The organism is Streptomyces sp. enrichment culture, from assembly GCF_964272895.1.
Classification (GTDB): Bacteria; Actinomycetota; Actinomycetes; order Streptomycetales; family Streptomycetaceae; genus Streptomyces.
The window spans coordinates 6,905,633-6,918,152 of sequence record NZ_OZ186832.1 but is presented as its reverse complement, the minus strand read 5'-3'; the positions used below and the strand labels follow the sequence as shown (position 1 = coordinate 6,918,152).

The following is a 12,520-nucleotide window of genomic DNA, read 5'->3' as shown; positions in this document are numbered from 1 at the left end:
CCGCGGGAGTGGGACCGGGCTCACATATGCCCCGTTTCGTCCCCGCTGGAGGGGCACTTGCACGGCCGGGCCACGGCAGGTGTCATGAGGTATGGGCAGGGAGCCGGTCTCGCTGTTCCTCTGCGGAGACGTGATGCTCGGCCGGGGAGTCGACCAGCTCCTGCCGCACCCGCTGGATCCGGCCGTCCCCGAGGCGTACGTCCGCGACGCCCGCGACTACATCGCGCTGGCGGAGGCCAGATACGGCCGGGTGCCGCGGGGCGCCGGGTTCGGGTATCCGTGGGGCGAGGCGCTCGCGCTGCTGGACGCGGCGGCGCCCGAGGCACGGATCGTCAATCTGGAGACGGCCGTGACCACGTACGACGGATGCGTCCCCGGCAAGGCGGTGCACTACCGGATGCACCCCGCCAACCTCCCTGCCCTGGCCGCCGTCCGCCCCGATGTGTGCGTGCTGGCCAACAACCATGTGCTCGACTACGGGCGGCGCGGGCTCGCCGACACGCTGGCGGCGCTGGCGGGTGCCGGGCTGCCGTACGTGGGCGCGGGCGCGGATCTGCGCGAGGCCGGCGCACCGGTGACGCTGCGGCCGCGGCCGGGGGTGCGGCTGGCCGTGTTCGGGCTCGCCGCCTCCTCCAGCGGGGTGCCCCGCGACTGGGCGGCGACCGCCGCGCGCAGCGGTGTCCACCACGCCGGGGAGGCGGCCGTGGCCCGGCTGCTGGAGGCCGTGGCCCAGCGCAAGCGGGCCGGGGACCTGGTGGTGGTGTCGGTGCACATGGGCTCCAACTGGGGCTACTCCCCGGCCGCTTCGGACCGTTCGCTGGCCCATGCGCTCGTCGGGGCGGGCGCCGATGTCGTCCACGGCCACTCCTCGCACCATCCGCGCCCCCTGGAGGTCCACCGCGGCCGGCTGGTGCTGCACGGCTGCGGCGACCTGGTGAACGACTACGAGGGCATCGGCGGACAGGAGCGCTACCGCAACGACCTGCGGCTGCTGTACCTGGTCGAACTCGACGCGGACGACGGGCGCTTGAGGCAGGTCCGCATGATCCCGCTGCGCAGCCGCCGGCTCCGTCTGGAACGTGCCCCGGAGTACGACGCGCTGTGGCTGCACGGCGTCCTCGCCCGCGTCAGCCGGCCCTACGGCGTCCGGGTCGAGCGCGCGGACGACGGCACGCTGGTGGCACGGCCGGCGGACCGAGCGCCATGACGGTGTGATCCGCTCTTGTGGCCGTCCGCCCCAGGCGCTTCAATTCCTCTCACCTCCCACAGGAGAACGCCCGTCCACCACCGTCCGAAGGGGTTCTTCTTGACCTCCCTACGCGCCACCGCCGTCACCGCAGCGGCCTGCGCCGCCGTGATCGCGACCGCGACGACCTCGTCCGCGATCAACTCCTACAACGCCACCCCGGCACCCGAACGCACCGAGGTCGGCGCGCTCGTCGCCACCTGGGACAACGACGGGAACCCGGCCACCCCGGACCGCGTCGACTGGGTCTGCTCCGGCACGATGATCGACGCGGACACCTTCCTGACCGCGGCGCACTGCACCACCGACTGGCCGGAGAACGTGCGGTTCTACGTGTCCCTGGACCAGGACGTGCAGGCGGGCCTGGACGCCGCCGCCGAGCGCCACCCCGGCGACCCGGCCGCACAGGCGCGGGCCGTCGCCGTCGAGGGCACGGCCCACAACCACCCGGGCTACCCCGGCCCCGCCTCGGACACCCGCGACATCTCGGTGGTCCAACTGCCCGCCGAGAAGGTGAAGTCCCGCTGGTCCTTCACCCCGGCCACGCTGCCCACCGCCGATCAGCTCGGCGCGCTCGGCCCGCGCGGGCTGAACTCCACCGACTGGGTCGTCGCCGGCTACGGCACCCAGGAGGCGGCCCGCGGCCCCGGCGGCCACACCCACCCCGGCGGCGGCGTCCGCATGAAGGCGCCCGTCACCTTCGACGCCCTCAACGACGCCTGGGTACGCCTCGCCATGACCGCCCCGCAGGGCAACGGCGGCGCCTGCTACGGCGACTCCGGCGGCCCCAACTTCGCCACGCTGGGCGGCAAGAGGGTCCTCGCGGCCACCACCATCACCGGTGACGGCCCCTGCTACGCCACCAATGTCGTCTACCGCCTGGACACCCCGGGCGCCCGCGCCTTCCTCGCCCCGTTCGTCAAGCTGCCGTAGCACAGCTGTGCCACCGGCGGGCAGTTGCGGGTGCGACGGGGCCAACTCGGCGCACCCGCGCCTACCATCTGTTCCCACAGGGCAGTTCACAGCAGCAATCAGCCCGCCCACCCCGCCGGAGGCACATATGACCGACAGCACGAGCGACACCACCACCGACACCACCGAGCTCGCGTCCCACTACATCGCCCAGGTGACCGGCGACCTCGAACGCAACGTCAAGGAACAGGAACGCGTCAGCGCCGAGATCGCCGCGCTGGAGGAGCAGTTGGCCGTGCTGCGCCGGGACCACTCGGTGCTTCTCAGCATGCAGCAGGCGCTCGGTGTCACGGCACCGGCCGCCCCCGCCGAGGGTCCCGCCGTACCGACTCCCCGCAAGGAGGCGCCTGTTCGACCGCGCCGCGCCCGCAAGGCGGCTCCGGAGGGTGCGGGCAAGGCGCCCGGCCGCAAGGCGGCTGCGGACAGCGCGAAGAAGGGGCCCGCCCGCAAGGCGGCCGAGGCGGCGCCGAAGCGCACGGCCGCTCGCAAGGCGTCCGGCAAGGCGTCGTCCGCGCCCACGCTCGTCGACCTGGTGCACGGTCATCTCAGCGAGCAGAGCGAGCCGCGCTCGGCCGCCGAGGTCGCCTCGGCGCTCGGTGCCGCGCACCCGGACCGGGAGATCAAGACCAACGTCGTCCGGACGACCCTTGAGGGCCTGGTCGCCAAGAACCGCGCCCAGCGCACCAAGCAGGGCACGTCCGTGTTCTACTCGGCCGCCGACGCGCCCGATGCCGCCGACGCGCCCGTCACCGCCGGCCCGTCCGCCGCCGCCGACAGCGCGCAGGCACCGGCCGCGGCGGAGCAGTCGGGCTGAGGCCGCTGTCCCGACGGCACCGAGGCCCCGCCGCCCGGAGCCGTCGGGCCGGGCGGGGGCGGGCCGGCGTCAGTGCGCGGCCCGTGCCGCGCGGGCCGCGGTGCCCAGGACGACCGCCGCCGCGCCCGTGCCGAGGAGCGCTCCGGCGATCACATCGCCCGGGTAGTGGACGCCGGTGTGCACGCGGGAGTAGCCCACCGCGGCCGCCAGCAGGCCGAGCGGCACGGTCGACAACGGCAGCACGGGGCCGACCGCGGCGGCGAAGGCCACGGCGGATGCGGTGTGGCCGGAGGGGAAGGAGGCCGACTCCGGCATCGGCACATGGCGCCCGGGGAACGGCGAGTCCTCGGCGCGGTGCGGCCTGCGCCGCCGTACCAGCTTCTTGCCGATCAGGTTGGCGCTCGCCGAGGCCACCCCCACGGCGGCCACGCCCAGCAGGGCGGCCCGGCGCGGCCGGCCGGGCACCAGGGCGAGCAGCCCCGCGACCGTGAACGACAGCTTGGAGTGGTCGGCGGCCGCGGACAGCCGGCGCAGCGCCGCGTCCAGTGCCGGGGTCTCGGTGACGGTCACGGCCTCGTACAGGGCCTGGTCGAGGGCGCCGAGATCGCGGACGAGGCGGCGGTGCGGGAGGCCGTCGCGGGGCGGACGGTCGTAGGCGGCGCCGTCGTGGGCCGGACGGTCGTGGGCCGGAAGGTCGGACATCAATCGGCTCCTGGAACGGTGTGACGAGGGGTGAGTGCCAGTCGGACGATGCGCCGCCAGTCCACCGGCGGCGTCACATAGGAGGCGCCCGGGCGGTGCAGCGGCACCCGGACGCGCAGTACCCGCGGTCGTACGGTGCACACCACCGGCACGGGCAGGGTGAGCGCCTCTCCGTCGACGGCGACCGGGATGCGCTCGGCGTCGGCGCCCACCACCACACGGGAGCCGGTGAGCACGGTGATGCTGCCGGCGCGTTCGCCGCGCAGGACCACCTCGGCGGCCTGGGCCGCGCTCTCCACACGGACGGCCACCACGCCGAGCGTGCCGCGGTCGAGCCGGGGTCTGCGGCCGCCGCCGAGCGGATCGGCGCGCGCATAGGGGTTGTTGCTGATCAGCAGCGCCTGCGGGTCGGTGAGCCGGAGGTCGCCGACATCGGCGTGCAGCCGGGGGCCCGCGTCGCCCAGAAGCAGGTCCGGCAGCTGTTCGAGTGCGGTGACGGCCTTGGCGTCGCGGTACTCGGGGCTCTGCACGATGTGCGCGTACGCCCCGAAGGACACGGTGTTGACGAAGGGCCGCCCGTCCACATCACCGAGGTCCACGCGCAGTTCGACGCCGCTGGTGAGGGCGTCGAGGCAGGTCGACGGGTCGGTGCGGTCCAGGCCCAGATCCATGGCGAAGTGGTTGCGGGTGCCGGCCGAGACGACCAGGAACGGCAGGTCGTGCTCGGCGGCGACCGCGGCGACGATCGCCAGGGTGCCGTCGCCCCCGGCGGCGCCCAGCAGATCGGCGCCCTCGGCGACCGCCCGGCGGGCCAGGGTCTCGGCGTCCGGGCCGGTGTCCTGCTCCAGGAGCAGCACACGGGCACCGAGGGCCTCGGCACGGTCGACGAGGCCGAAGCGCTCGACCTTTCCGCCGCCCGACCGCGGGTTCATGATCAGTACGGGGCGGCGGGGCGGGGTACGGCGGTGGGCGTGCATGCCGTACGGCTGGCGCAGCCGGCGCAGACAGGCGCGGGCGGCGGCCAGCGCGGCGGCCCACAGGCTGATGACGCCCACGGCCACGACCCACAGGTCGGTGGCGGCGAAGAAGACCAGGACGCCGAGCGGGGTGATCAGCGCCAGCAGGGCGCCCAGCAGCCGGGCCGCTCCGCGGTGCGCGAGGGCCCACCACACACCGGCGCCGGTCAGCGCGAGCCCGCCGAGGCCGATGACCAGGATGAGCCAGCCGCCGGACCCGGCGGCCGCGGCGACGACCGCGACGGCCCCGGCCGCGCAGGCCACCGCGAGCCGCGCCCAGGTGCGGGCGCGGCCGTCGTCCGGGCCGGTGCCGTTCGGGCCGGTCCCCGCCGCCGTAGCCATCGCTGTGCCTGCCCTCCGTCATGTCACCGCCCGTTGCGCCGGAGCCGGGGCGAGGCCCGCGCATCGGCGGCCGCCCGGCGTCCGTGTCGACGATCTCATGATGGACCGGCCGCGGCCCCTCCGGTGGATCATCTCGGGGGAAAGCGGCAGGCGACCGCCGAGCGACGAGGAGGCCGCCCCCGGCGCGGGGGCGGCCTCCGGTGTGTGTGCGGGTGCGCGGTCCGCGTCAGGAGAAGCGCTGGCGGGCCGAGCCGTCGCAGGTCTGGAGCCGCAGCGGGTCCTTGGCCGAGGCCAGGGTCAGGCACAGCCCCGTCGCGGCGGCGGGCCGGATGGTGCCGGACTGGCGGACGAACTGCTGGTTGGTGCCGCCGTGGCAGTTCCACAGGACGAGCGCACGGCCGGCGGTGTAGCCGCCGGGCACGTCGAGGCAGCGGTCGTGGGTGGTCTCGATGTGCAGGGAGCGGCGCTGACCGTCGTACCACCATCCCTGGTTGCGGCCGCCGTGGCAGTCCCAGCCGATGACGGCGGTGCCGTTGGCGCTGGACCCGCCGCTGGCGTCCAGACAGGTGCCGGCGGCCTCGTTCTTCAGCGGCCTGAAGACGTCGTCCCAGGCGAGCGGGTACAGCTGCGGGGTGCCGGTGCTGGCCGGGTCGGCGCAACTGGCCTCAGTGGCACCGGAGTTGTAGAGCTGGGTGAGGCAGCGGGCGAAGGCTGCGTGGCCTCGGGCGTTGGGGTGGAAGGACTGGCGCGCGGTGTTCTCGTCCCAGGGGAAGTGGTCGCCGAGATCGAGGTAGAGGCCGCGGGCCCAGGGGTCCTCCATGCAGACCTCGTGGCCGTGGAAGAGCCGGGAGTTGTCGAGGTAGACCGCCCCGGTGTTGCGGGCGGCCTGGCGGATGCCGCGCTCGAAGACGGGCACCGCGTAGTCGCGGCCCCACTTGGCGTCGGAGTCGTAGCCCGCGCAGCCGCCGGGGAGCTTGCCGGGGAAGTCCGGGTTGTCGTGGAAGTCGGGGCCGATGGGGCTGGGGTAGCCCATGACGACCAGCTTGTAGTCGCCGTCGGCGTATCCGGCGTCGCGCATCACGGTGCGCAGGTCGCGGACGGTCTGCTCGACCTTGGGGCGCAGCCCGTCGACGCGGGCCTGCCAGCCGGGGGCGTACTTGGGCTCGCAGGGGCCCTGGCTGAGCACCCAGCGGGTGACGCAGTCGGTCATGACCGGGCCGAACTGGAGGTCGTCGTTGGCGCCGGCGACCAGCAGGACCATCTTGATCCGGGTGTTGCGGGCCTTGATGGCGAGGTTGTCGCTCTGGACGAGTTCGTCGGCGTACTGCTTGCCGCCGCCGATGCGGATGTTGCCGGTGTAGGCGCCGGAGCAGGAGACGTTGTACGTCACGTCGGCGGCGATGCCGGTGCGGTGGACGGCCGCCTCGGGCGAGCGGTGGCACCAGTTGTCCGGGCCGTTGGTGCCGGGTTCGTAGGTGCCGACGCCCTCGCCGGAGATCTCGCTGTCGCCGAGGGAGATCAGTGACGACTTGCGTTCGGCGAGCGGGCGTTCGGCGGGGTCGCCGTACAGGGCGGTCGCCTCGGCGGCACGGATCCGCTCCAGTTCGGCCGGGAGCGGGGTCGAGGCGGCCGTCGCCTCGGCGGTGGCGGCGCCTGCGGTGGGTGCGGTCAGCCCCACCAGGGCCGAGGCGACCGTCGCGACGAGGGCCGTGGTCCATCTGATCCTGGGTCTGGTGCGCTTCATTACGCCTCCCCGATACAGGTGTTACCCACGGTTTACCGGCGGGTAGCCGCAGGGGGAAGACATTGAACGTGAGAAAGGTTCACCTTTTACGATCACGTGATCAGGAGCAACAGCCGCCGGATCCGGTGGAGTTGGCGGTTCCGGTGTCGAGCCGGCAGAAGCAGGACGCCTCGATCGGCACGTCCGCCAGGGCGGTGGCGACCTTCAGCTGCTGTGCGACGATCTCCGCCTCACCGTGCCTGCCGAGCCGGACCAGGCACTCGTGGAAGCCGTGCAACGCCCAGACGTTGCCGGGGTGTCGGCACGCGCGCGGCAAGGTGTCGTCCAGGCCGAGGTCGGCCCGGTAGACGGATTCCGCCTCGGTCACCCGGCCCTGCTCCAGCAGCAGCGCGCCGAGCGCGTGGCGGGTGGGCTGCATCCAGCCCCAGGGCTCGTCGTACGGGAGGCCGTCGTCCAGCGCGACCGAGCGCTCCAGGTCCGCGAAGGCGGTGTCGAAGTCGCCCTTGCGGTAGGCGAGTTCGCCGTCGAGCAGGGCGGAGGCGACGGCGAGGATGTCGGCGCAGGTGTTGTTGAACAGCATGCGGGACGCGGGCACGCGGCCGACCGCCGCCCGGAACAGCTCCCGTTCGGTCTCCGCCTCGACGACCCGGCCGGTGGCCGACAGGGCCACCCCGCGGGCGTAGTGGAGCATCGCGGTGGTCACGCAGTACAGCTCCGGGTCGTCCGGGAAGGGCTGTCGGAGGATGTCCTCCCACCGTCCGAAGCGGATCAGCACATGGACGCGCATGGCGAGGAAGCCCTCCAGCCAGTCGGCCATGGGCGGGCTCTGCACCCGCAGCAGCTCCTCGGGGATGGACGCCTCCAGCTGCGCGGCGGTCTCCAGGGCGACCCGGAACCGGCCGAGGAACAGGGCGCCGTAGATCTTGAAGTGGTAGTTGTGCGACCGGTACAGGGTGTAGAAGTTCATCGACCCGGCACGCTCCCGGTACTTCTCGTCGGCGGCGATCGCCGCGGTGTTGTCCGAGATCACCCTCCGGTAGTCCCCGCACAGGACCTCCAGGTGCGAGGGCATGTGCAGCAGGTGCCCGGCGTCGGGCACCAGCCCGCGCAGCCGGTCGGCGACCCGCAGCGCCTGCTCCGGGACCGGGGACATCTCCATCAGGTGGATGTACAGGTGCAGCACGCCCGGATGGACCGCGCCCGCGCCGGTGGCGAGCGCACGGTCGAGCACGTCCTTGGCCTCCGTCGTCCGCGCGCCCTCGGCCGGACGTCCGGTCCGCAGGTCCCACAGCTGCCAGGGCGTGAGGTTCATCAGCGCGTCGGCGTACAGGGCGGCGACGTCCAGGTCGTCGGGGGCGCGGTCGTGGACGGCCCGCATGCGGTCGGCGTACGGCGCGTTCCACACCGAGCAGTCCTCGACGGGCCGCTGCTGCGGGTAACGGGCGCGCAGGGCCTCGATGAGGGCTCGCTCGACCGGGGTGGCGCCGGCCGCCAGCGCGTGGGCGCGCTCGACGGCGGCGTGGGTGCGCTCGACGGTCCCGGCCAGCTCCCGCTCGTCGAAGAACTCCCAGGGTTTGTTGTAGTTGGGGCCGAGCGCGTAGGCGATGCCCCAGTGGGCCATGGCGCATCCGGGGTCGGCCGCGGCTGCCTCCTCGAAGCAGTGCACGGCCTCCTCGTGGTGGAAGGCGTACGTCCACACCAGTCCGCGGTCGAACCAGAGCTGGGCGGTGGGCGAGGACGTGGTCACGGGGCGGGTGTGGGCGCCGAGGTCGTAGTAGTCCATGGGTTCCCCCTGGGCTGGGGGTCCGCCCGGCCCGGACCGGGACACCGGGGCGGACCGCGGTCGTGCGGCGCAGCCTAGGGGGTGTGCGGGCCCGTTGGGCTGTCCGCCGCCTCGGCCGGGGAGCCGTCAGACCTCGCGCGAGGCCGCCCGCCGCTCCAGGGTGCGCAGGGCGAATTCACCCCATTGGAGGTTCTCCCGTTCGAAGGCCAGGCCGCGCAGGAGGGTGAGGTAGGGGCCGATGCGCTCGGCCTCGGCGACGTACTGCTCCTCGGTCCGCCCGGCGAGCAGCCGCTGCCGCAGCCGCTCGTAGCGGTCGAGCTTGGCGCGGGCCCGCTCCATCCGCTCGGCGACGGCGGCGCGCACCGCGTCCAGGTCGCCGACGTCCGCGCACGCCACCTTCACCATCAGCTCGTCGCGGATGGCCGTGGGCCTGGCCGGTTCCGTCACATAGGCGCGCACGGCCGCGTAGCCGGCCTCGGTGAGGGAGAACAGGCGCTTGTTGGGGCGGCGTTCCTGCTCCACCACGCGGGCGGTGATCAGGCCGTCGCCCTCCATGCGCTCCAGCTCCCGGTACAGCTGCTGCGGGGAGGCCATCCAGAAGTTCGCCACGGACGCGTCGAACTCCTTGGCGAGGTCGTAGCCGGACGCCTCGCCCTGGAGCAGGGCCGCCATCAGCGCGTTTCGCAGAGCCATGGCAGCAAGCTAACACCCGTGCCGACCAGCCGATGAGGTGACCGGGAGCCGGCTCAGTACTTCTCGGCGCCGGCCCGGATGGCCTGCCGGATGCGGTGGTAGGTGCCGCAGCGGCAGACGTTGCGGATCGTGTCGAGGTCGGCCTCGGTGATCTCCCGGCCCTCCTCGCGGGCCCGGCGGACCGTGGCGACGGCGGTCATGATCTGCCCCGGCTGGCAGTAGCCGCACTGGGCGACGTCGTACTCCAGCCACGCCTCCTGCATGGGGTGCAGCTCACGGCCGACCGTGCCGGGCAGGCCCTCGATGGTGGTGACCTCGTCGGTGGGGGCCAGCTCCCCCACCGGCACCGAGCACGGGTTGAACGCTTTGCCGTTGATGTGGCTGGTGCACGCCTGGCACACGCCGATCCCGCAACCGTACTTCGGGCCGGTCACCCCGAGGACGTCCCGCAGGACCCACAGCAGCCGGACGTCGTCCTCGATGTCCACGGTGACCCGCTCGCCGTTGAGGATGAAGGTGTGTTCGGGCACGAGAGGCTCCTAGAAGGCGCGGTCGAGACCGTCGGTCGGGGAGGCGGGGATCGGCGGGACGGTCGGCTTCGGCTCGAAGCCGAGCGGTGCGTCGTGGTTGATCGGGAAGGTCTTCGGCATACGGCCGGTCGCGCGTCCGTAGGCGCAGGCTACGGCGGCCGCGGCACCCGCCACCGCCAGTTCCCCGGCGCCGCCCGGCTCTCCACTCGTCGGCGGCATGACCACGATCTCCAGCTCGGGCGGGGTGTTCCACTGCCGTGTGTAGCGGTAGTTGTCCCAGCTGCCCTCCAGGAAGTGCCCGTCGTCCAGGTGGAGGCTGGAGCTGAGGGTGAGCGCGATGCCGTCCATGATGCCGCCCATCATCTGTGCCTGGAGCCCGCGCGGGTTGACCGCCAGGCCCACGTCCACGGCGCACACGACCTTGGTGACCCGGGGGCCGGTGTAGGCGTCCGGGATCCGGCGGCCGGTGGTCTCCGGGCGGCAGTCGATCTCGGCGAGGATCGCCACCCAGGCGTGGTACTCGGGGTGGATCGCGATCCCCTGGGCCGTACCGGCGGGCATCTCCCGCCCCCAGCGGCCCACTTCGGCGACCTTGTCCAGGACGGCCCGCCCGCGCTCGTCCTTCAGGAACTCCCGGCGGAAGCGATAGGGGTCCTTGCCCATCCGCCGGGCCAGCTCGTCCACCACCAGTTCCTGCGCGCAACGCACGTTGGGCGAGTAGATGTTGCGCATCGAACCGGTGTTGAAGCCCTTGTCCGTCTCGCTCAGCAGCTGGGTGACGACTCCGAAGTGGTACGGGGTCTGCTGGGTCAGCGCGAAGACGGTCTCGGCGAAGGTGAGGTCGCCGACGGGCAGCCGCGCGGCCTGGGCGGTGATGATCTCCCCCAGGCCGTGGCCGAAGTCGGTGGCGACGGAGGTGTGCCGCTGCTCGTAGGTGAGCACCTCGCCGAGCGCGTAGGTGGCCCGCACGCGGGACGTCGACATGGGGTGGGTGCGGCCCTGCCGGAAGTCGTCGGTGCGGTGCCACATCAGCCGTACCGGCTTGCCCATGGCCCTGGAGATCTCTGCGGCCTCGCCCGCGGCGTCGTGGAAGAGCTTGCGGCCGAACGAGCCGCCGCCCTCGGTGACATGCACCTTCACCGCCGGGACCGGCAGCCCGAGCTTCAGCGCGATCTCCTCCTGGGCGGTGACGGGGTTCTTCAGGCTGGCCCAGACCTCCGCCGAGTCCTCGCGTACGTCGGCGACCGCGCAGTTGGGCTCCAGCGCGCTGTTGCTGGCGAAGTGGAAGGTGAACCGCTCGTCGACGGCCTTCGTCAGCAGGTCCAACGGCGGCACGACCAAGGGGAGTTCCGCCCGGCGCAGCTCCGCCAGCACGGTGGCGTCGGACTTGCCCTCGGCCGTGCCGGGTCCCCAGGTGACCTTCAGGGCACGGACGGCGTCGATGCACTGGCCGAAGGTGCGGCCGCGCACGGCGACGCCGGTGGAGACGGGGACGACGTCGGTGATGCCGGGCATGGCCCGTACCTCGGCGAGGTTGTCCACGGAACGGACGGTGCCGTTGATCGTGGGCGGCCGGCAGACCATCGCCGGGAGCGCGCCGGGCACCTTGACGTCCATGGCGAACTGCTTGCGGCCGGTGACGGCGTCGCGGGCGTCCAGGCGGCTCCGCGGGGTGCCGATGACCTTGAAGTCCGCGGAGTCCTTGAGCGTCACGGCCACCTGAGAGGTCGTCACACTGGCGGCCTTCTCGGCGAGTTCACCGTACGTCAGGCTGCGGCCGGTGGCCGTGGACAGGATCGCGCCCGCCTTCGCGGTCAGTGTCTCCACGGTCTCGCCGAGTTGGAGGGCGGCGGCCCGCAGCAGGCGGCCTCGGGCGACGGCGGCGGCGACCCTGATGGGGGTGAAGGTGGAGATGGTGGTGTTGGAGCCGCCGGTGATCTGGTTGAAGAGCAGCTCGGGGCGGGCGTCCGCGAGGGTGACCCGGATCCGGTCCAGCGGCAGGTCCAGCTCCTCCGCGATGAGCATGGCGCTGGAGGTGGTGATGCCCTGGCCGACCTCGGCGCGGGGCAGTGCGAAGGTCGCCGTGCCGTCGGTCTCGATCCGGATGGTGATCAGGTTCGCCGTGGGCAGCGCGGCGTGGGTGAGCATGTCGTTGAGGTCGTAGATCTCCGCCGGGCCCGGCACCGAGGGCACGGCCGCGGACGCCTCGCCGGGCGCCAGCGCGTTCTCGCCGAGGCTCGCGGCCACGGTGAGGGTGGAGGCGGCCACCACGTACCCGAGGAATCTGCGCCTGCCTATTCCGTCCGGCTCCTCCGCGGCGTCCTGCCGCGGCGGTCGGCCGTGAGCTGCCATCACTGTCCTCCCCGGAGTGGCGGATGCCCATGGATCGCGGCTCTCGACTGTGCCCGGCCGGGGCGCTCGACGGAAGATCTCCGCGAGTTCTCCTCGAAAAGTCCACAAGGAGGGGGCGGTGGGGGTCGTGGGGGCCGCGGCTTTACGGGGGTCGGCGCCTTGGCTGAGGCTGCGTCAGGGGTGGCGTCCTGCCGGGGGCCTCAGGGGGCGCCTTGCCGGGGGCTGCCTCGGGGGTGGCGCCTTGGCGGAAGCTGCGTCAGGGGTGGCGCCTTGCCGGAGGCCGCCTCAGGGGTGGCGCCTCGCCGGAAGCTGCCTCGGGAGCGGCG

10 protein-coding genes are annotated in these 12,520 nt (G+C 73.3%); 3 read left to right on the top strand and 7 right to left on the bottom strand.

The genetic code is table 11. The annotated features are described in order from the left end of the window. Positions 1–91 precede the first annotated feature (91 nt). From ACSU6M_RS30885 to ACSU6M_RS30875, 3 genes are all read left to right on the top strand, one after another. The gene (locus ACSU6M_RS30885) at positions 92–1,207 is read left to right on the top strand and encodes a CapA family protein (RefSeq protein WP_437074158.1); all 1,116 of its coding nucleotides are present in this window, start codon (positions 92–94) and stop codon (positions 1,205–1,207) included. Between the two features lie 99 nt (positions 1,208–1,306). Continuing rightward, the gene (locus tag ACSU6M_RS30880) at positions 1,307–2,179 is read left to right on the top strand and encodes a trypsin-like serine protease (protein ID WP_437074156.1); all 873 of its coding nucleotides are present in this window, start codon (positions 1,307–1,309) and stop codon (positions 2,177–2,179) included. 127 nt (positions 2,180–2,306) lie between these two features. Then, entirely contained in the window at positions 2,307–3,032 is a 726-nt protein-coding gene (locus tag ACSU6M_RS30875) for a hypothetical protein (protein ID WP_437074155.1), read from the top strand. 69 nt (positions 3,033–3,101) lie between these two features. On the opposite strand, the gene ACSU6M_RS30870 is transcribed toward ACSU6M_RS30875, so the two are convergent. The 7 genes from ACSU6M_RS30870 to ACSU6M_RS30840 form a co-directional block, all read right to left on the bottom strand. Then, positions 3,102–3,734: a phosphatase PAP2 family protein gene (locus tag ACSU6M_RS30870; RefSeq protein WP_437074153.1), complete on the bottom strand. Its 633-nt coding sequence runs from the start codon at positions 3,732–3,734 to the stop codon at positions 3,102–3,104. Beyond that, positions 3,734–5,092, bottom strand: a complete 1,359-nt coding sequence (locus tag ACSU6M_RS30865) for a diacylglycerol/lipid kinase family protein (RefSeq protein WP_437074152.1) — start codon at positions 5,090–5,092, stop codon at positions 3,734–3,736. Before ACSU6M_RS30865 ends, ACSU6M_RS30870 begins: the two co-directional genes overlap by 1 nt. A 226-nt stretch (positions 5,093–5,318) precedes the next feature. Beyond that, positions 5,319–6,836, bottom strand: a complete 1,518-nt coding sequence (locus tag ACSU6M_RS30860) for a ricin-type beta-trefoil lectin domain protein (protein ID WP_437074151.1) — start codon at positions 6,834–6,836, stop codon at positions 5,319–5,321. Positions 6,837–6,936: 100 nt separating this feature from the next. Then, positions 6,937–8,619 carry a hypothetical protein gene (locus ACSU6M_RS30855; protein ID WP_437074150.1) on the bottom strand — a complete coding sequence of 561 codons (1,683 nt, stop codon included), beginning with the start codon at positions 8,617–8,619 and terminating at the stop codon, positions 6,937–6,939. Positions 8,620–8,745: 126 nt separating this feature from the next. Continuing rightward, positions 8,746–9,312, bottom strand: coding sequence for a PadR family transcriptional regulator (locus ACSU6M_RS30850; RefSeq protein WP_437074148.1), 567 nt, complete (start codon positions 9,310–9,312; stop codon positions 8,746–8,748). A gap of 53 nt (positions 9,313–9,365) precedes the next feature. After that, positions 9,366–9,842: a (2Fe-2S)-binding protein gene (locus ACSU6M_RS30845; protein ID WP_437074147.1), complete on the bottom strand. Its 477-nt coding sequence runs from the start codon at positions 9,840–9,842 to the stop codon at positions 9,366–9,368. A 9-nt stretch (positions 9,843–9,851) separates the two neighbouring features. After that, complete coding sequence (locus ACSU6M_RS30840) at positions 9,852–12,194, bottom strand: molybdopterin cofactor-binding domain-containing protein (RefSeq protein ID WP_437074146.1); 2,343 nt, start codon at positions 12,192–12,194, stop codon at positions 9,852–9,854. Positions 12,195–12,520: the final 326 nt, after the last annotated feature.

What these genes read in the sequence shown, in the direction of transcription:
- ACSU6M_RS30840 (WP_437074146.1), bottom strand. Translation starts at nt 12,194, where the DNA reads ATGGCAGCTCACGGCCGACCGCCGCGGCAGGACGCCGCGGAGGAGCCG.
- ACSU6M_RS30885 (WP_437074158.1), top strand. Translation starts at nt 92, where the DNA reads ATGGGCAGGGAGCCGGTCTCGCTGTTCCTCTGCGGAGACGTGATGCTC.
- ACSU6M_RS30855 (WP_437074150.1), bottom strand. Translation starts at nt 8,619, where the DNA reads ATGGACTACTACGACCTCGGCGCCCACACCCGCCCCGTGACCACGTCC.
- ACSU6M_RS30850 (WP_437074148.1), bottom strand. Translation starts at nt 9,312, where the DNA reads ATGGCTCTGCGAAACGCGCTGATGGCGGCCCTGCTCCAGGGCGAGGCG.
- ACSU6M_RS30870 (WP_437074153.1), bottom strand. Translation starts at nt 3,734, where the DNA reads ATGTCCGACCTTCCGGCCCACGACCGTCCGGCCCACGACGGCGCCGCC.
- ACSU6M_RS30875 (WP_437074155.1), top strand. Translation starts at nt 2,307, where the DNA reads ATGACCGACAGCACGAGCGACACCACCACCGACACCACCGAGCTCGCG.
- ACSU6M_RS30865 (WP_437074152.1), bottom strand. Translation starts at nt 5,092, where the DNA reads ATGGCTACGGCGGCGGGGACCGGCCCGAACGGCACCGGCCCGGACGAC.
- ACSU6M_RS30860 (WP_437074151.1), bottom strand. Translation starts at nt 6,836, where the DNA reads ATGAAGCGCACCAGACCCAGGATCAGATGGACCACGGCCCTCGTCGCG.